This is a genomic window from Rathayibacter sp. AY1G1, assembly GCF_002932095.1.
GTDB lineage: Bacteria > Actinomycetota > Actinomycetes > Actinomycetales > Microbacteriaceae > Rathayibacter.
Genome location: NZ_PSUZ01000017.1, coordinates 1 through 17,680, shown reverse-complemented (window position 1 = coordinate 17,680; position 17,680 = coordinate 1). Strand labels below are relative to the sequence as shown.

Below are 17,680 nucleotides of genomic sequence, written 5' to 3'. Positions count from 1 at the left end.
CCGGGACCGTCACGGTGTTGACACGTCGCGGGACGCGGGCTCAGAGCCAGCCCCACCGCTTGAAGAGCCGGTGCAGCACCACGCTCGAGGCGAGCATCGCCGCGAGCGCCGCCGGGTACCCCCACGCCACGTGCAGCTCGGGCATCACGTCGAAGTTCATGCCGTAGATGCTCGAGATCATGGTCGGCGCGAAGAAGATGGCCGCCCAGGCGGAGATCCGCTTGACCTCGTCGTTCTGCTGGTTGCCCACCTCCGCGAGCTTCTTCATGTCCTCGTTCTGGCGCTGGGCGACGAGGGTCGCGTTCACCGCCAGGATCTCCCGCAGCGTGGTGCGGAAGCCGTCGACCCGCTCGGTGACGAGCGCGACGTGGTCGGCGACGTCGCGGATGTAGCGGCGCAGCTCCACATCCGACTGGAACACCTCGAAGTCGGTGACGAGCCGCCCGAGCATGCCGGTCAGCGGAGCGACCGCACGCTGGAAGTCCAGCACCTCCTGGCTGAGCTCGTAGATGCGGCGGGACACCGCCGGGTCGCCCTCGAAGACCTGCGCCTCGATCTCGTCGATGTCGTTCTCGAGACCGGCGACGACGGGCGAGTACTGATCCACGACGGCGTCGAGGATCGCGTACAGCACGGCGACCGGGCCGACGCGCAGCAGCTCCGGATCGGCCTCCATCCGCCGCCGCACCAGCGAGAGGTCGGGCTTCTCGGAGTGGCGGACCGTGACGACGAAGTTCGACCCCACGAACAGGTGGAGCTCGCCGAAGTCGACCTCCTCGCGCTGGTCGGAGTAGCTGGCGGCGCGCAGCACCACGAACATGTCGCTGCCGTACCGCTCGAGCTTGGGCCTCTGGTGCGCGCTGATCGCGTCCTCGAGGGCGAGCGGGTGCATCGAGAACTCGTCCTCGAGCGCGGCGAGCTCGGCCGCGTTCGGCCGGTACAGCCCGATCCACGCCATCGCGTCGGGCAGCTTCTGCAGGGCGGCGAGCGCCTCCGGGATGCTGCCGGGAGAGACGACCCGGCGGCCGTCCTGGTAGATCGCGTTGTCGACCGTGCTGGTGCGGGCCGGCTCGTCGTCCGGGCGCAGACGCTGGATGGGAGCGGTGTCCTCGGCGGCGGCGCGGGTGCGCGAGCCCAGACCCAGGATCGTCGCGGGGACGCGGGGCAGCTTCACGACCATCTCCTCTGCTCGACCGACGCCCTATTGTGCACCTCCCGGTGAACGGGAGGTGTCCGCTGCGCCGCCGGTGTCGGAGGGCCTCACTAGCCTGGAGGCACTCCCCCGGACGACGCAGAGGAAGGACGACCGTGAAGCTGCTGCACACCTCGGACTGGCACATCGGCCGCACCTTCCACGGGCACTCCACGACGGCGGCGCTCGCGACCGTGCTCGAGGCCCTGGTCGAGACGGTGCGGGCCGAGCGCGTGGACGCGGTGCTGATCGCCGGCGACGTCTTCGACTCCGCCGTGCCCGCCGCAGAGCACTACACCCTCCTCACCCGCACGCTCGAGGCGATCCGCGCGGCCGGCGCCGAGGTCGTCCTCACCAGCGGCAACCACGACTCCCCCGCCCGGCTCGGCTTCCAGGCCGGGCTCCTGCGCGGAGCGGGCGTCCACGTCCTCACCGACCCCAAGGCGTACGCCGAGCCGGTCGTGCTGCGCGACGCGTCCGGCCTCGAGGTCGGCGTCCACGGCATCCCCTTCCTCGAGCCCGCCCTCTACCGCCACCGGCACCCGGAGGAGCAGCTGCGCCGCCACGAGGACGTGCTCGCCTTCGCGATGGCGCGGGTGCGCGCCGCCGCTGAGGCGGCGGGCCGTCCCTGGGTCGTGCTCGCGCACTGCTTCGCGGTCGGAGCCCCGGCCGCGGTCCTCGAGCGCGACATCACGGCGGGCGGGCTCGACTACGTCTCGGTCGAGCACTTCGCCGCGGCCGACTACGCGGCGCTCGGGCACATCCACGGACGCGCCGAGCTGCTGCCGGGAGTGCGCTACTCCGGAGCGCCGCTGCACTACTCGTTCGGCGAGGCGTCGAAGCCGCGCGGCGCCTGGCTGGTGACGATCGGGCCCGAGGGGCTCGAAGGCGTCGAGTGGTCGCCGCTCCCCGTGCCGAGGAGGCTCAGCGTGATCGAGGGCGAGCTCCAGCAGCTGCTGCGCGATCCCTCCCTGGCCGAGGTGGAGGGCGACTGGGTCTCGGCGGTGCTCACCGATCCCGTGCGCCCGCTCGACGCGATGGCGCGCCTGCAGTCGCGCTTCCCCGGCTGCGCGACGCTCGAGCACCGGCCCCCGCACGCCGCGGCCGAGCCGCGCGCGTACGCCGAGCGGATCCGGGGGCGGAGCGACGTCGAGGTCGTCGACGACTTCCTCGCCCACGTCCGCGGCGGCCACGGCGCCACGGACACCGAGCGCGCCCTCACCCTCGACGCGCTCGCTGCCGTCGAGGCCGAGGCTCTGCGGTGAGGATCCGCCGGCTCGCCTTCGCCGGGCTCGGACCGTTCCGCGCCGAGCAGTGCGTCGACTTCGACCGGCTCGAGGACGTGGGCGTGTACCTCATCGCCGGGCGCACCGGAGCGGGCAAGTCGACGATCCTCGACGCGATCGCGTTCGCGCTCTACGGCTCGGTCCCCCGCTTCGACGGCACCGCCTCGCGCCTCCGGAGCGACCACAGCGGCCCCGAGGACGAGACCTTCGCCGAGCTCGACTTCGAGGCGGCGGGGCGCGTCTACCGCGTCCGGCGCTCGCCCGAGTACGAGCGGCCGAAACGGCGCGGCACCGGCATCACGACCCAGCCGGCGAAGGTCGAGCTGCTGGAGCAGGTCGACGGCACCTGGGTCGGGCTCTCGTCGAGCGCGAAGGAGGTGGGCGCCGACATCGGCCGGATCGTCGGCCTGACGAAGGACCAGTTCCTCCAGGTGATCCTGCTGGCGCAGAACCGCTTCCACGAGTTCCTGCTCGCGAAGAACGACGACCGGCAGCGGCTCCTGCGCACGCTCTTCGCGACCGAGCGCTTCGATCTGCTCCGCCGCCGCCTGCTCGAGCAGCGCGACGCGAGCGCCGTCGGGCTCGAGGAGGAGCGCGCGACCGTGACGGCGCTCGCGGACGAGGCCGTCCGGCTCCTCGATGACGGAGCCGAGCCGCCTCTGCCGGACGCCGCCTGGTTCGCCGGGCTGCCGGCGCGGCTCGCCGCTCCGCTCGAGGCGGCCCGGGCCGGCTCCGCCGCGGCCGACGCGGCGCACGAGGCCGCGGGCACCGCTCTCGACGAGGCACGGCGCATCGCCCGGGGCCAGGAGCGGCGCCGGCGCGCCCTCATCGAGGCGGAGGAGCTCGTGGTCGCCGAGGCGCACGTCGAGCAGCAGCGGGCCGCGATCGAGCGCGCGCGCCGGGCCGACGGCGTGCTGCCGCTGCTCCGCTCCGCCCGGGCAGCCGCCGAGAAGGAGCGGGCCGCCCGGCAGCAGCGCGACCTCGCCGCCGACGCCTACGGGGACGCGTCCGGGGGCCCGGCCGCCGAGACGGCCGAACGGCTCGCCGCTGTCCTCGGCGCCCTCACCGAGGCGCTGGCCGAGGAGCGCCGGCTCCCCGACGCGGAGCGCGTCGCCGAGCGGTCCGCGCGCGCCGAGCAGGCGGCGGCGACCGCGCTCGCCGGGATCGAGGCGGAGCTGCGCGAGCTGCCCGCTCGCGTCGACGCGCTCGCCGGCGAGGAGGAGTCCCTGGCCGGGGAGGCCGCCGCCGTCCCCGCGCGCGTCGACGAGCTCGCCGCGCTCGAACGGAGGATCGCCGCGGCCCTCGAGCGCGATCTCACTGCGGCGGGCCTGCAGCGGCTCCGCACGGCCTACACCGACGCGGCGCGCATCCACGGCGAACGCGCCGCGGAGCAGGCCGCCCTGATCGCGCGCCGGTTCGCCGGGTTTGCCGGGGAGCTCGCCGAGCGGCTGGAGCCGGGCGAGCCCTGCCCCGTCTGCGGCTCGTGCGAGCACCCCCGCCCGGCCGAGCACGACGGCCCGACGACGGTCGGCACCGACGACCTCGACCGGGCCCGCGTCGCGGTGGAGCGCGCCGCCGCCGCCCTCGACGGCGCCCGCGAGCGCGAGGGAGCCGCGGCTCGGGCTCTCGCGGCGCTCGAGGAGCGCGTGGGCGAGGACGCGGATCCGGAGTCGCTCCGCCCGGCGCACGAGGAGCGGCTCGCCTCGGCGCGCCGCGCCGCCGCCCGCATGGAGGAGCTGCGGCGCGAGCGCATCCGGCTGCGCACCCGGATCGACGCTCTCACGACCGGGCGGGACGCCGCTCGTGAGGAGCACCGCGCCCGCGCCGACGAGTCCGCCCTCGCCGCTGAAGCGCTGCGGCTGCTGCGGGAGCGCGTCGAGGCCTTCCGCGACGGCGCGACGAGCGTCGCCTCGCGCGTCGAGCAGCTGAACGCCCAGCGCCGTCGTGCCGTCGCCCTGGTCGAGGCCGAGGAGGCGGCCGTCTCGCGGTCCGAGGCCGCCGCCGCCGCCCGGGAGGAGCTCGCCGAGGTCCTCGCCGAGCGCGGCTTCACGACCGCCGAGGAGGCCGAGTCGGCCGCGCTGGCCAGCGGGGACCGGGCGCGGGCCGAGGCCGTCGTCGCCGAGCACGAGCGACGGCGGAGCGCGACGGAGGCGGTGCTCGCCGACCCGGAGCTCCGCGGACTGCCGGGCACGCCCGTCGACCTCGCCGACGCCGAGGGGCGCTCGCGCGAGGCCTCCGCCCGTCGCGACGAGGCGCGAGCCGGCCTCTCCGTGCTCGAGCACCGCTCGGAGCGCCTGGCCGAGCTCACCGCGACGGCCGCGGGCCGCCTCGCGGTGCTGGGTGAGCGCCTCCGCCGCCACGAGGAGCTGCGCGCGCTGGCCGAGACCGTCTCCGGCCGGGGGCAGAACACGCGCCGGATGGACCTCGAGGCCTTCGCCCTCGCCGGACGCCTGGAGGAGATCGTGACCGCGGCGAACCTCCGCCTCGACGCGATGACCAGCGGCCGCTACGCCCTCGCCCACGACGACTCGCTCGCCTACCGCGGCGCCGCCTCCGGCCTCGGGATCGACGTGCTCGACGCCTTCACCGGCGTCCGCCGGCAGCCCGCCTCGCTCTCCGGTGGCGAGACGTTCCTCGCCTCGCTCGCCCTCGCCCTCGGCCTCGCCGATGTGGTGACGGCGCAGTCCGGCGGCATCTCGCTCGAGACCATGTTCATCGACGAGGGCTTCGGCTCGCTCGATGCCGAGACGCTCGAGACGGCGCTCAGCACGCTCGACGAGCTGCGGTCGGGCGGTCGGACGATCGGCCTGATCAGCCACGTCGACGCGATGCGCGAGCGGCTGCCGATCGGCCTCCGCGTCGCGGTGGGGCCGCACGGCGACTCGACGATCCTCACCGGCTGAGCGGCCGCTCCCGGGCGAAGGGGCGACGACGGCCCGCTCCCTCCTCTCGCACTGCAGCAGCGAGCGCGCCCGCGCCCGCTGCTAGGGTCGTGCGCAGTGACACGGGGTGCCCGCCAGGGCTGAGAGAAGACCCGTTGAACCTGATCTAGTTCGTACTAGCGAAGGGATGTCGCGAATGAGCATTCGCACGCCTGTCCACCCGACCCTCCCCGCCGACACGGCGCCCGACCCGGCCTCCGTGGGTCGCGATCTCGCCGAGCTCCGCGCCGCCGGGCCCCTGGTGCAGTGCATCACGAACGCGGTCGTCACCGGCTTCACCGCCAACAGCCTTCTGGCCCTCGGCGCCAGCCCGGCGATGTGCGACCTGCCCGGCGAGGCGGGCGTCTTCGCGGGCCTCGCCTCCGCGGTGCTCGTCAACCTCGGCACGCCCGGAGCGGAGCAGCGCGAGGGTGCTCGCGAGGCGGTCGCCGCGGCCGGACGCGCCGGCACCCCGTGGGTGCTCGATCCGGTCGCCGTCGGCCCGCTGCCCGTCCGCACCGCTCTGGCGGTGGACCTGCTCGAGGCGCGGCCGGCGATCATCCGCGGCAACGCCTCCGAGATCCTCGCCCTCGCGGGAGCCGGTGCGGGCGGCCGCGGTGTGGACGCCGTCGACACCGCCGAGCAGGCGCTCGACTCCGCCCGCGTCCTCGCCCGCCGCACCGGCGGCGTGGTCGCCGTCTCGGGAGCGGTCGACCTCGTCACCGACGGCGAGCGGATCGTCCGGGTCACGGGGGGCCACCCGCTGCTGACCCGCGTGACCGGCGGCGGCTGCGCGCTCGGCGCCGTGATGGCGGCGTTCCTCGGCGCGGGCGCCCGCCCGCTCGACGCGGCCGTCAGCGCCTCCGCGGTCTGGGGCCTCGCCGCCGAGCGGGCCGCCGCCGCGAGCAGCGGTCCCGGGTCCTTCGCCGTCGGCCTCCTCGACGCCCTCGCTGCCCTCCAGCCGGCCGACGCCGAGGCCGGGGCGCGGATCGAATGAGCCTCGACCTCTCGCTCTACCTCGTCACGGACACCGCCCAGTGCGGCCCGCGCGGCGTGCCCGCCGTGGCCGCTGCCGCCGTCCGAGGCGGAGTCACGACCGTGCAGATCCGCGATCACGACGCCTCCGCCGCCGAGCTCGTCGCCCTGACCCGGGCCGTCGCCGCCGTCCTCGACGAGCGCACGACCCTGCTGGTCGACGACCGCGTCGACGTCGCCCTCGCCGCCCGCCTCGCGGGCGCCCGCGTCCACGGCGTCCACCTCGGGCAGTCCGACCTCCCCGTCACCGCCGCCCGCTCGCTGCTCGGACCCGACGCGGTGATCGGGCTCACAGCGAACACCCCCGAGCACCTCGCCGCCGTCCGCGCCCTGCCCGCGGGGACGGTCGACTACCTCGGCGTCGGCGTCATCCGGCCCACCGCGACCAAGCCCGACCACCCCGCTCCCCTCGGTGTCGACGGGTTCGCCGCCCTCGCCGCGGCCACGGCGCTGCCCTGCGTCGCCATCGGCGGAGTCGGAGCCGCGGACGCGGGGCCACTCCGCCTCGCCGGTGCGGCCGGCCTCGCGGTCGTGTCGGCGCTCTGCACGGCCGCCGACCCCGCGGCGGCCGCCCGCCTGATCCGAGCGGAGTGGGACCGGTGACCGCCGGCGCCCGCGTCCCCCGTGTCCTCAGCATCGCTGGCACCGATCCGACCGGCGGTGCAGGCGTCCAGGCCGACCTCAAGTCGATCGGCGCGCTCGGCGGCTACGGCATGGCGGTCGTCACCGCGCTCGTCGCGCAGAACACGCACGGTGTCCGCTCCGTGCACCTGCCACCCGCCGCGTTCCTCCGCGAGCAGCTCGACGCGGTGAGCGACGACGTCACGATCGACGCGGTGAAGATCGGGATGCTCGCCACGGCCGAGTACGCCGGAGTCGTCGCCGAGTGGCTCGACGAGGTCCGCCCGCCCGTCGTGGTCGTGGATCCGGTGATGGTCGCGACCAGCGGTCACCGGCTGCTCGCTCCCGAGGCGGAGGACGCCGTGCGCGACCTGCTCCGCCGCGCCGACCTGGTGACGCCGAACCTCCCCGAGCTGGGCGTGCTGGCCGGAGAGCCGACCGCCTCCGACTGGCCGGCCGCGCTCGCGCAGGGAGCGGCACTCGCCCGCGCCCTCGAGGCCGCCGTGCTGGTGAAGGGCGGCCACCTCGACGGCCCCGCCACCCCGGACGCGATCGTCACCCCCGACGGCCTCGTGCGCGAGGTCCCCGGCGAGCGCGTCGCCACCTCGAACACGCACGGCACCGGGTGCTCGCTCTCGTCCGCGATGGCGACGCTCCTGGCCGGGCGCGACGCCTCCTCCGACGCCCTGGTCGAGGCGCTGACGGAGGCCAAGGAGTGGCTGACCGGCGCCCTGCGCGCCGCCGACGCTCTCGAGGTCGGCTCCGGCAACGGCCCGATCGACCACTTCCACCGGCAACGTCCTCCGGCGTTCTGCGCGGACGTCTGGGAGCGGACGCGGACCCTCCGCGACGAGATCGACGCGCTCCCGTTCGTGCGGGCCCTCGGCGACGGCTCCCTCGGGCGGGAGGACTTCGAGTGGTACCTCGAGCAGGACGCTCTCTACCTCACCGAGTACGCCCGCGTCCTGGCCGTGGCGGCGCAACGCGCGCCGACCACCGCCGAGCAGGTCTTCTGGGCCGAGGGCTCGGCGTCCGCCCTCGCGGCGGAGGCTCAGCTGCACCGCGACCGGCTCGGGACCAGGGACGCGACTCCCGCGCCCGTGACCCGCGGCTACACCGACCACCTGCTCGCGGTTGCCGCGGGCGGCGGCTACGGCGAGATCGTCGCCGCCCTGCTCCCCTGCTTCTGGCTCTACGCCGACGTCGGGTCGCGCCTCGCCGCCTCCGGGCACCCCGAGCACCCGTACGCGGACTGGCTGCTCACCTACGGCGACCCGGTCTTCGCGACGGCCACCGAGCGGGCGATCGAGTTCACGGAGCAGGCCGCCCGCGACGCCTCACCGAGGGAGCGCGCCGCGATGAGGGACGCGTTCCTGCGGTCGAGTTCGTTCGAGAAGGACTTCTTCGCCGCACCGCTCGCCCGGACCGGCTGAGCTCTCAGCCGGCCCGGTCGGGTGCGCTCAGCCGATCGCCTCGCGCAGGACGTGCATGAGGGCGTCCAGCTGCACCGTGTCGGCCGAGGCCGTCTCGGCGTCCGCGCCGTCGAGCGCCCGGGCGGCGAGACCGGCCTTGGCGTCGATGAGCTCCGCGATCTTCGCGTCGATCGTGTGCGCCGCGATGATCCTCCACGCCGTCACCGGCTCCTCCTGGCCGATGCGGTGCACGCGGTCGATCGCCTGCGTCTGCTCGGCCGAGGTCCACGACAGCTCGGCGAGCACCACGTTGGACGACGCCTGCAGGTTCACGCCGACTCCCGCCGCGGTGAGCGAGCAGACGGCGACAGAGACGTCCGGGTCCTCGTTGAAGGCGTCGATCTGCGTCTGGCGGAACGCCGCGGTCTGGTCGCCGCGGATGGAGACGGACGTCAGCTCGCGCTTCTCGAAGGTGTCCTCCGCCTGGTCCATCACGTCGATGTGCTTCGCGAAGAAGACGACCTTGCCCACCGAGCGGGCCAGCTGCGAGGCGTAGTCGGCGGCCAGCGCCGCCTTGGCCTGGCCGATCCGGCGCACCATGGTGAAGACGTTCTCGCCGGTCTTGGCCGACTTCGACTCCTCGAGCTCGCTCTGCGCCACGATGCGGATGAACCGCTCGCGCTCGTCGTCGTCGAGCTCGTGCGTGATCGAGGAGGTGACCGCCCTGAAGCGCTGCAGCATGCGGGCGCCGAGCTCGCGCTCGGCCTTCTGGATGGAGCGGCCGAGGTCGTCGTCCAGCTCGACGGGCAGATCGACGATCCGCTTCGACGGCAGGTCGGCGGCGACGTCGATCTTCTTGCGCCGGACGATGCCGAGGTCGATCACGGCCTCGCGCGCCTCCGGGTAGAAGCCCGTGTCGGCGGGGGTGAGGCCCGTCTCCTCGAGGCGGCCCATCAGCTCCGGTCCCGGCTTGGTCTCGTCGATCCAGCCGAGGAAGCGCCAGATGGCGCGGAAGTCGTCGACGTCGTTGATCAGCGGGGTGCCGGTCAGCGCGATCATCAGCGGATCGTGCCCCGGAGTGGTCTCGCGGATCCTCGACGCCAGCGCGAGCACGCTCTGCGAGCGCTGCGAGCGGAGGTTCTTGATGAAGTGCGCCTCGTCGACGACCATGCCGCGGAAGCCCAGGCTCCCGAGCCAGCCGATGTGCCGGTCGAGGATGTCGTAGTTGACGATGACCACGTCGGCGAACGCGTCGAGCGTGCCGCCGTCTCCGTGGATGACCGTGGCGCGCCGCTGCGGGGTCCAGTGCTCGACCTCGCGCGCCCAGTTCATCTTGACCACGTTCGGCACCACCGCGAGCAGCGGGTACGCCCCGACCACCGAGGCGGCGAGGAGGCTCTGCGCGGTCTTGCCCAGACCCGGCTCGTCGGCGAGCAGGAAGCTGCGGTGCCCCTCGCGGGCGCTCTCGATGAAGCGCGCCTGGTGCGGCATCAGCTCGCGGCCGCGCGGCGAGACCCGGTCGAGCTTCGGCGGCTCCGGGAGCTCCATGCTCGCGGCCCGTCCGCCCGCTCCGTACTCGAACGCCTTGAAGAGCGGCCCGAGCAGCTCCCAGTCGTCGAGCCTGCGGCGCGGCGCCGGAGCCGAGGCCTCGGCGATCGAGAAGTCCGGCGGGAGGAAGGGGTTCGCCAGCTGGCGGGCGCGCACCGACTGCGGCACGACCTGGTTGACCGGCACCTCGGGCTTGGGCTCCGGCTCGGTCACGATGAGCAGCTCGTCGGGGCTGAGCTCCGCGCCCGCCTCGAGCAGCCAGTCGCGGCGGAGCTTCTGCGCGGCCGCCGTGACGCCGGCCTCCGATTCGAGCAGCGCGATCAGGCTGGTGTCGCGGGCGGCCGTCTTGGCCAGGATCGTGGCGATGCCGTCGAGGCGCTTCATCTCCTCGGCGCGCTGCGCGTCGCTGAGCGAGGGATCGACCTTGACCCGCTTGCGCTCCTCGCGCATCAGGAGGGCGATCACCAGGAACTTCGTCCGGTTGGTCGGCCCGACCTTGCCGGTCTGGGCCTTCGCCTCCACCTCGCGGACGCGGCGGGCGAGGATCGGGATGATCCCCGCGTTGTCCACGCCGCGCGAGCGCGATCGGGGTCGGCTCCCGGCGGCGTTCGACGCTCGTCGCGTCTGACCGGACTGACGCTGGCCGCTGCGAGCCATGCTCCTCCTCGATGTGTGACGGGGGGCGGAGGAGGGGTTCCCGCGCGCTGCCGTCGCCGTGCATCCGCCGGATCGCCTCCGGGGAGGCGTCGGGCGTCGGTGCATCCGGTGGCCGTCGGGAGCTCCGAGCAACGGGTCTGGGACCCGGTCGCAGCATCCCCGGCGTGCGGGTGCGGCGCCAGTCTACTCCTCGGGGCGGTCCGGTCGGCGCTCCGCCGCGCGGACGGTCGCGCTCGTCGTCATTCCGGGGTCGGGACGCGGATCACGAGACCCGCCGCCACGAAGACGCCGACCGCGGCGAGGCTCAGCGAGAACCAGATCGCGTCCGGGAACGCGAACGGCAGCACCGGGTTCCACAGCACGAGCACGGGGACGAGCCCGATCAGCCAGAGGAGTGCGCGCGCCTGGATCGCGAACCAGCCGATGACCGCCGCGAGGATCGCGACCGGGTAGCGGATGAAGTCGTAGGCGTCGGAGCCGACGAGGGCGAGCCCGGCCAGCAGCACGATCGCGCCGAGGATCCCGGGCGCGAGCGCCATGCGGGCGCGGTCGCGCGAGGGGTAGCGGGCGGCGGTCGCGCGGGACGGCTTGCGGGTGCTCACCCCTCGATCGTAGGCGCGCATACCCCGCCCGGGTACCGCCTGCGGCGCGTAGGCTGGAGGAGTGATCGAGGACCTCAAGAAGCGCTCGCTGCACCGTGCCCGGATCCTGGGCGGCCAGATGCGCGGCCTCGAGCGGATGATCGAGAACGAGGACTACTGCGTCGACATCGTCACGCAGTCCCTCGCGATCCAGAAGTCGCTCGGCTCGCTCAACAAGCTCATCGTCGAGAACCACCTCCGCACGCACATCACCGCGATGTTCGAGGAGGGCGGAGACGCCCGCGAGGCGGCGATCGCCGAGCTCGTGAAGATCTTCGAGCTCTCCAACAACCGCTCGTGACCGCCGGCCTCGTCGCCGCGGCGCGGGTGCGCCCGCTGCTGCTCGACGGGGGCCTGGGCACGGAGCTGGAGGCGCAGGGCGCCGCGGTGGACTCCTCGCTCTGGAGCGCCCGGGTCCTGCTGGAGGAGCCCGGCCGGGTCGTCGCCGCGCACCGCGCCTTCGCCGAGGCGGGCGCCCGGGTCGCGGTGACCGCGAGCTACCAGGTGTCCGCGAGCGGATTCGCGGCCGCGGGCCTGGCCCCGGGCCTCGCGGAGCGCGCCCTCCGGGAGAGCGTCGACCTGGCCCGGCGCGCGCAGAGCGGCTGGGTCGCCGCCTCCGTCGGCCCTTACGGCGCGAGCCTCGGCGACGGCTCCGAGTACCGCGGCGACGACGGCCTCACCGTCGGCGAGCTCGCCGCCTGGCACCGGCCGCGCCTGGAGACCCTGGCCGCGGCCGGGCCCGACCTGCTCGCCGTCGAGACCATCCCGTCGGTGCGGGAGGTGCGGGCCGTCGTGGAGGCCCTCGCGGGCTCCTCGGTCCCCGCCTGGATCTGCGTGAGCGGCCGTTCGGGCCGCACCGCGGCCGGCGAGCCCCTGGCTGAGGCGCTCGCCGTCGCCGCCGCCTCCGAGGAGGTCGTCGGCGTGGGAGTGAACTGCTGCCCGCCCGGCGACGTCGCCGAGGCGGTCCGCATCGCCCGCTCCGTCACCGTCAAGCTGGTCGTCGTGTACCCGAACAGCGGCGAGGAGTGGGACGCCGTCGAGCGTCGCTGGGCAGGCGACGCGGCCTTCGACCCCGCGCTGGTCGCCTCCTGGCGCGCGGCGGGAGCGGATCTGATCGGCGGCTGCTGCCGCGTGGGACCTGCGGCGATCGCTGCCCTCGGACGAAGCCTGGAGGACGAGTCGTGACCACCCTGAGAGCCGTGCGCGGCGACCTCACCCGCGAGCACGTCGACGCGATCGTGAACGCGGCGAACTCGTCGCTCCTCGGCGGCGGCGGCGTCGACGGCGCGATCCACCGCGCGGGCGGACCGGAGATCCTCGCCGAGTGCCGCCGGCTCCGCGGGACCGAGCTGCCGGACGGTCTGCCCGCCGGCTCCGCGGTCGCCACGACCGCCGGCCGCCTCCCTGCCCGCTGGGTCGTGCACACCGTCGGTCCCGTCCACTCGCGGTGGGAGGACCGCAGCGCCGTCCTCGCCTCGGCCTACCGCGAGTCGGTGCGCACCGCCGTCGGTCTCGGTGCGCGGACGCTCGCCTTCCCGGCCGTCTCGGCGGGCGTCTACGGCTGGCCGATGGACGACGCGGCGCGCATCGCGGTGGAGACGGTCCGCGAGGCGACCGCGGACGGCGCACTCGACGAGGTCCGGTTCGTCCTCTTCTCCGCGGACGCCCTCGCGGCCTTCGAGGCCGCCCTGGCCGCGGAATGACGGAAGGGGAGCCGACCCTGCGGTCGACTCCCCCTCCACGGTGCTGCGCTAGGCCGTCTTCGGCCGCGCGAACTCGTCGTAGGGCAGCGTGATCGGGCGGGTCCGCGGAGGCATCCGCACGACCGCCTCGAGCGCCGGGCCCAGTGCCTCGCGCCACGCGCGGTAGCCGTCCTCGTTGAGGTGCAGGCCGTCCGGCGAGTACTGCTCGAGCAGTCCGCCGTCCTCCCCCGCGAGCACCGGCCACAGGTCGAGGTAGCCCGCGTGCGCCGTGGGCGCGAACTGCCACAGGTGGCGGTTGATCTCGCGGATCTGCGGTGCGAACTCGTGTCCGCGCGGCAGGACCGAGGTCACCAGGATGCGCACGTCCGGAAGATCGCGCCGGAACGTCGCGACGATCGTCTCGATGTTGCGCACGACGTGCTCCGTCGTGCGGTGCCAGGCGAGGTCGTTGGTGCCGATCAGCAGCACCACCGTGTCCGGCTCCTGCGCGACCAGCTCGGCGAGCCGCGCGACGACGTCCGCCGTGGTGGCCCCTCCGACTCCCTCGTCGACGACCGTCGACTCCGTCAGCCACTCGCCCCAGGCTCCCGCCTGGATGATGCTGTCCCCGATGAAGAGGACCTTCCCCAGCTGGAGTCCGCGCCCCGCGTCCGTACTCGACCGTTCGCTCATCGTGCTCCTCTCGTCGGCGTCCCGGGCGGCCTCGCCGCCGCCGGACCCCTCCATTGTCACCGCTGCACCCGGCGCCCGCCAGGGGAGCGCTCGTCGCCGGAGTCCGGCAGGTCGGCCGCGGTGGCCGTGATGCGGTTGGCCATGCCGTTGAAGATGATGCCGTGGAAGGGCAGGATCGCGAACCAGTAGAGCCTGCCCGCGAGGCCCTGCGGGAAGAAGACCGCGCGCTGCGTGTAGACCGAGCCGCCGTCTCCGGAGGGCTCGGCGCGCATCTCGAGCCAGGCCCCGCCGGGCACCTTCATCTCGGCGCGCAGGCGCAGGAGCTTCGGCCGCTCGATCTCCTCGACGCGCCAGAAGTCGAGGGCGTCGCCGGCGTGCAGGCGCGCGGAGTCGCGGCGCCCGCGCTGCAGGCCCACTCCCCCGACGAGGCGGTCCATCCATCCGCGGATCACCCACGCGAGCGGGAAGGAGTACCAGCCGTTGGTGCCGCCGATGCCCTCGATGACGCGCCAGAGCTTGGCCGGGTCGGCCTGGGTGCGGCGCTCCTTGAGGTCCACGTAGACCGTGTGGCCGGCCCACTCCGGGTCGCTCGGCAGCGGATCGCTGGGAGCGCCGACGACCTCCGCGTTCTGCCAGCTCGTCTCGATCTCGCCCGCCTGCATCTTACCCAGCGCGAGCCGGACGGCGCGGCGGTAGGAGGTCAGCCCGCCCTCGGGGTCGGGGATGAGCGCGCGGATGTCCTGCTCATGCACGACGCAGTCGTACTGCAGCGAGGCGATGATGGGCACCGCGAGCGAGCGCGGGATCGGCGTGACCAGGTTGACCCACTGCGAGGCCAGCCACGGGGTGAACACCGGCAGGGACGCGATCGGCCGCTGCGGGAGCCCGGCCTCGACCGCGTAGCCGTTCATCATCTGGCCGTAGCGGAGCACGTCGGGCCCGCCGATGTCGAAGGTGCGGTTGAGCGCGGCGTCCTCGAGCGACGCGGAGCCGATCAGGTAGTGCAGCACGTCGCGCACGGCGATCGGCTGGATGAAGTTGCGCACCCACTGCGGCGCGGGCATGTACGGCAGCACGTCGGTGAGGTGGCGCACCATCTCGAACGAGGTCGACCCGGAGCCGATGATCACGCCCGCCTGCAGGGCGATCGTCGGCACTCCCGACTCCATCAGGATCCGGCCCACCTCAGCGCGCGAGCGGAGGTGCTTCGAGAGCTCCTGGCCCTCGGGGTGCAGGCCGCCGAGGTAGACGATGCGGCCGACGCCGGCCGACTCCGCGGCCGTGGCGACGTTGTGCGCGGCGCGGCTCTCGACCTCCTCGAAGTGGGCGTGGTCGTTGCCCGAGCCCATCGAGTGGACGAGGTAATAGAGGACGTCGACGCCCTCGACCGCGGCCTCCAGCGACTCCGGATCGCCGAGATCGCCCTGAGCGACCTCGACCTCCTCCGCCCACGGCACGTCGACCAGCTTGCGCGGGTCGCGCACCAGGACACGCACCCGGAAGCCCGCCTCGAGGAGGCGCGGCGTCAGCCGGCCGCCGATGTAGCCGGTCGCGCCGGTGACGAGCGCGAGGGGGCGCGCCGAGTCGGAGGGGGTTTCGCTCATGCGGCCACGGTACGCCGATGGCCCCGGGACCTCTCCCGCTGGTGCGGGCCCGCGGCCCCTGCTAGGCGGCGCCCGGCATCCCGCTCAGTCGATGCCGAGGACCTCGCGGACCTGCACCACGTCGTGGTTCATCTGGCGGATGAGGGGCTCGACGCCCTCGTAGGCGACCTGGCCGCGGATCCGGCCGACGAACGCCACGTCGACCACGCGGTCGTAGAGGTCGAGGGTGTCGAGCGTCTGATCGAGCACGTACGCCTCGACCTGCTTGGGCGGCACTCCGACGAAGGTCGGGTTGCTGCCGACCGAGATCGCGGCGGGATGCGTGACGCCGTCGGTGGTGAGCCGGCCCGCGTAGACGCCGTCGGCCGGGATCAGGCCCTGCGACTCCGGCGAGAGGTTCGCGGTCGGGAAGCCCAGCTCGCGGCCGCGCTTCGCTCCGTGCACGACCACGCCGCGGACGACGGGCTCGTGCCCGAGCAGGCGCGTCGCGTGCTCCACATCGCCCTCGGCCAGCAGCTCGCGGATCCAGGTGGAGGAGACGCGGCGGCCGTCCTCGGGCCGCACGTCGTCGATCAGCTCCACCTCGAATCCGTGCTGCCCGCCGAGCACGCGCAGCAGGTCGACGTCGCCCGCTCCCCGGGCGCCGAAGCGGAAGTCGGAGCCGACGAGGACCACACGGGCCTCGAGCGCCTCCACCAGCACCTGCTCGACGAACTGCTCGGGTGAGAGCGCCCGGAACGCCTCGTCGAAGGTGAGCAGCAGCGTCGCGTCCACGCCGGTCCCCGCGAGGAGCTCGAGCTTCTGCTCGTTGCCGACCAGGACGGGCGGGCACTTCTCCGGCGCGATCACGCTGAGCGGATTGCGGTCGAAGGTGACGACGACGGCGGCGAGCCCCTGCTCGCGGGCCCGCTCGTGCAGCCGGCCGATGACGGCCCGGTGCCCGGAGTGGACGCCGTCGAACTTGCCGATCGTGACGGCGGAGGGTCCGATCCCGGCCAGGTCGCCGGGGCGGGTCTCGACGCGCATCAGGCGGCCGCCCGGGGCGTGCGCCGCCCCTGCACGCGGAGCCACCAGAGGCCGAGCACGGGCAGGACGAGCGGGATGAGCAGATAGCCGGCGCCGAAGGCCGCCCACACCGTCGACTGGCGCCCGAACGGGTCGGCGCTCGCGAGCCCGAGGAGCTGCGGAGCGAGGAGGCTGAGCGCGCCGACCACGAGCACGCCCACCAGCTCGAAGGTGATCGTCACCCACGCGACGCGCTGCCAGGCGCGGCCCGGGACGATCAGGGCGACCGTCGCGACGATGTACACGACGGCCGAGAGCGCCGAGAGCGAGAACGCCAGCGGCGCCTCGTCGAACCGGTCGATGATCTGGAAGACGGAGCGCCCCGTCGCGGCGAGCGCGAGGATCCCGTAGACCACGACCAGGAGGCTGCCGATCCCGCGCGAGCGGGCGGAACGGGTCGGCTCTCCGCTCCCGGGGGCCGAGGGGACTGAGGGGTCGTGAGCGGCCCGTCCGGACGCATCGCTGGCTGGTTTCGACATCGCACGTCCATGCTAGGCGCTCGCCGGGCCGGGCCCGGTGGCGGGCCCGATCAGGCGCTCTGGAAGAACCAGATCTGGTGCATCCGGTAGACCATGACCGCGATCGAGAGGCAGGCGACGCCCAGGATCACGGTGCTCCAGCGGCTCCGCTCGATGAGCGCCCAGAACCCGGCCGCGAGCGGCAGGAGCAGCGCCGAGATCAGGTAGATGTAGTACTCCGGCAGGCTCCCCGACGGGCGGTTGCCGACCAGCGGCGACACGATCGCGACCGCCAGCTGGACGATCAGCAGCAGCTCGACGATCGCCGTCGCGCCGACCGAGACGTCCGAGGGACGGCGGGCGAGCAGCCCGAGCACGAGGCAGAGCAGGCCGGCCGCGACGGCGATCCCCACCTGGAGGATCGTGAACCACTCGATCACGAGGCGGCCGTCCGCAGGTCCTCGGTCGGGAAGTTGACGACGCTCTTGAGCTGGGTGCCGCGCCGCTCTGCGAGGCCGATCAGCCGCTCCCCCGGGCCGACCGCGGCGAGGAGGCCCTTCGCGCCCGCCACCGCCTCCGGGGCCGGGATGCGCTTGCCGTTCGCGAGATCGCCCGCCTCCTGGGCGTCGAGGCGCAGCAGGGGGAACAGCTCGCCCGCCACCAGCGTCGGCGGCAGGAGCGCGGCGGGGACGTCGAGCTCGTCGATCTCGCCGGCCTGCGCCACGGAGAAGGGGCCGACCGCGGTGCGCCGCAGCGCGGTCAGGTGGCCGCCGACTCCGAGGGACGCGCCCAGGTCGCGGGCGAGCGCGCGGATGTAGGTGCCGGAGGAGCAGGTGACGCGCACGTCCAGGTCGAGGAACCCCTC

The 17,680-nt window shown here is 74.3% G+C and carries 16 protein-coding genes, 1 pseudogene and 1 riboswitch; of the genes and pseudogenes, 8 read left to right on the top strand and 9 right to left on the bottom strand.

All coding sequences use genetic code 11. The features are described from left to right. Positions 1–40: 40 nt before the first annotated feature. On the bottom strand, positions 41–1,180 hold the full coding sequence (locus tag C5C36_RS10775; RefSeq protein WP_104223070.1) for a magnesium and cobalt transport protein CorA: 1,140 nt from the start codon (positions 1,178–1,180) through the stop codon (positions 41–43). 128 nt (positions 1,181–1,308) lie between these two features. Here C5C36_RS10775 and C5C36_RS10770 point away from each other — a divergent pair, with 128 nt between their 5' ends. The 5 genes from C5C36_RS10770 (at position 1,309) to thiD (ending at position 8,488) form a co-directional block, all read left to right on the top strand. Beyond that, on the top strand, positions 1,309–2,457 hold the full coding sequence (locus C5C36_RS10770) for an exonuclease SbcCD subunit D (protein ID WP_104309732.1): 1,149 nt from the start codon (positions 1,309–1,311) through the stop codon (positions 2,455–2,457). After that, on the top strand, positions 2,454–5,381 hold the full coding sequence (locus tag C5C36_RS10765; RefSeq protein WP_104309731.1) for an AAA family ATPase: 2,928 nt from the start codon (positions 2,454–2,456) through the stop codon (positions 5,379–5,381). The genes C5C36_RS10770 and C5C36_RS10765 overlap by 4 nt, the downstream gene beginning before the upstream one ends. A 92-nt stretch (positions 5,382–5,473) precedes the next feature. Beyond that, positions 5,474–5,565: riboswitch (TPP riboswitch) on the top strand. Beyond that, positions 5,557–6,396, top strand: a complete 840-nt coding sequence (gene thiM, locus C5C36_RS10760; RefSeq protein WP_104309730.1) for a hydroxyethylthiazole kinase — start codon at positions 5,557–5,559, stop codon at positions 6,394–6,396. It overlaps the preceding riboswitch by 9 nt. After that, the gene (gene thiE / locus C5C36_RS10755; RefSeq protein ID WP_104291503.1) at positions 6,393–7,037 is read left to right on the top strand and encodes a thiamine phosphate synthase; all 645 of its coding nucleotides are present in this window, start codon (positions 6,393–6,395) and stop codon (positions 7,035–7,037) included. The genes thiM and thiE overlap by 4 nt, the downstream gene beginning before the upstream one ends. Then, the gene (gene thiD / locus C5C36_RS10750) at positions 7,034–8,488 is read left to right on the top strand and encodes a bifunctional hydroxymethylpyrimidine kinase/phosphomethylpyrimidine kinase (RefSeq protein ID WP_104309753.1); all 1,455 of its coding nucleotides are present in this window, start codon (positions 7,034–7,036) and stop codon (positions 8,486–8,488) included. The genes thiE and thiD overlap by 4 nt, the downstream gene beginning before the upstream one ends. A 27-nt stretch (positions 8,489–8,515) precedes the next feature. On the opposite strand, the gene C5C36_RS10745 is transcribed toward thiD, so the two are convergent. Both C5C36_RS10745 and C5C36_RS10740 read right to left on the bottom strand, forming a co-directional pair. After that, positions 8,516–10,672, bottom strand: coding sequence for a DEAD/DEAH box helicase (locus C5C36_RS10745; RefSeq protein WP_104225603.1), 2,157 nt, complete (start codon positions 10,670–10,672; stop codon positions 8,516–8,518). Between the two features lie 239 nt (positions 10,673–10,911). Further along, positions 10,912–11,274, bottom strand: coding sequence for a DUF6804 family protein (locus tag C5C36_RS10740; RefSeq protein ID WP_258059290.1), 363 nt, complete (start codon positions 11,272–11,274; stop codon positions 10,912–10,914). A 61-nt stretch (positions 11,275–11,335) separates the two neighbouring features. Between C5C36_RS10740 and C5C36_RS10735 the strand changes: the two genes are divergently transcribed. Genes C5C36_RS10735 through C5C36_RS10725 form a run of 3 tightly spaced genes read left to right on the top strand, consistent with a single transcriptional unit; the run spans position 11,336 to position 13,016 of the window. Next, positions 11,336–11,614 (top strand): metal-sensitive transcriptional regulator, encoded by a 279-nt coding sequence (locus C5C36_RS10735; RefSeq protein ID WP_104223062.1) that lies wholly within the window; start codon positions 11,336–11,338, stop codon positions 11,612–11,614. Further along, positions 11,611–12,498 carry a homocysteine S-methyltransferase gene (gene mmuM / locus C5C36_RS10730; protein ID WP_104309729.1) on the top strand — a complete coding sequence of 296 codons (888 nt, stop codon included), beginning with the start codon at positions 11,611–11,613 and terminating at the stop codon, positions 12,496–12,498. Before C5C36_RS10735 ends, mmuM begins: the two co-directional genes overlap by 4 nt. Next, positions 12,495–13,016 (top strand): O-acetyl-ADP-ribose deacetylase, encoded by a 522-nt coding sequence (locus C5C36_RS10725; RefSeq protein WP_104246566.1) that lies wholly within the window; start codon positions 12,495–12,497, stop codon positions 13,014–13,016. The genes mmuM and C5C36_RS10725 overlap by 4 nt, the downstream gene beginning before the upstream one ends. A 48-nt stretch (positions 13,017–13,064) precedes the next feature. Here the strand turns inward: C5C36_RS10725 and C5C36_RS10720 are convergent, their stop codons facing one another. The 6 genes and pseudogenes from C5C36_RS10720 to C5C36_RS10695 form a co-directional block, all read right to left on the bottom strand. Then, a complete protein-coding gene (locus C5C36_RS10720) occupies positions 13,065–13,688 on the bottom strand; it encodes a GDSL-type esterase/lipase family protein (protein ID WP_104225671.1) in 624 nt (207 codons plus the stop codon). Positions 13,689–13,744: 56 nt separating this feature from the next. Beyond that, positions 13,745–15,292, bottom strand: coding sequence for an SDR family oxidoreductase (locus tag C5C36_RS10715; protein WP_104246567.1), 1,548 nt, complete (start codon positions 15,290–15,292; stop codon positions 13,745–13,747). 84 nt (positions 15,293–15,376) lie between these two features. Continuing rightward, a complete protein-coding gene (locus C5C36_RS10710) occupies positions 15,377–16,318 on the bottom strand; it encodes a bifunctional riboflavin kinase/FAD synthetase (protein WP_104233805.1) in 942 nt (313 codons plus the stop codon). Then, on the bottom strand, positions 16,318–16,836 hold the full coding sequence (locus C5C36_RS10705; protein WP_258064086.1) for a hypothetical protein: 519 nt from the start codon (positions 16,834–16,836) through the stop codon (positions 16,318–16,320). The genes C5C36_RS10710 and C5C36_RS10705 overlap by 1 nt, the downstream gene beginning before the upstream one ends. Positions 16,837–16,886: 50 nt before the next feature. After that, positions 16,887–17,255 carry a hypothetical protein gene (locus C5C36_RS10700; protein WP_104223058.1) on the bottom strand — a complete coding sequence of 123 codons (369 nt, stop codon included), beginning with the start codon at positions 17,253–17,255 and terminating at the stop codon, positions 16,887–16,889. Beyond that, positions 17,252–17,680: pseudogene (locus tag C5C36_RS10695) on the bottom strand (tRNA pseudouridine(55) synthase TruB); the annotation flags it as partial. The pseudogene C5C36_RS10695 and the gene C5C36_RS10700, both read right to left, overlap by 4 nt.

Coding starts and splice junctions, on each gene's coding strand:
- C5C36_RS10775 (WP_104223070.1), bottom strand. CDS start 1,180: ATGGTCGTGAAGCTGCCCCGCGTCCCCGCGACGATCCTGGGTCTGGGC.
- thiM (WP_104309730.1), top strand. CDS start 5,557: ATGAGCATTCGCACGCCTGTCCACCCGACCCTCCCCGCCGACACGGCG.
- thiE (WP_104291503.1), top strand. CDS start 6,393: ATGAGCCTCGACCTCTCGCTCTACCTCGTCACGGACACCGCCCAGTGC.
- C5C36_RS10745 (WP_104225603.1), bottom strand. CDS start 10,672: ATGGCTCGCAGCGGCCAGCGTCAGTCCGGTCAGACGCGACGAGCGTCG.
- C5C36_RS10720 (WP_104225671.1), bottom strand. CDS start 13,688: ATGAGCGAACGGTCGAGTACGGACGCGGGGCGCGGACTCCAGCTGGGG.
- C5C36_RS10715 (WP_104246567.1), bottom strand. CDS start 15,292: ATGAGCGAAACCCCCTCCGACTCGGCGCGCCCCCTCGCGCTCGTCACC.
- C5C36_RS10710 (WP_104233805.1), bottom strand. CDS start 16,318: ATGCGCGTCGAGACCCGCCCCGGCGACCTGGCCGGGATCGGACCCTCC.
- C5C36_RS10705 (WP_258064086.1), bottom strand. CDS start 16,836: ATGTCGAAACCAGCCAGCGATGCGTCCGGACGGGCCGCTCACGACCCC.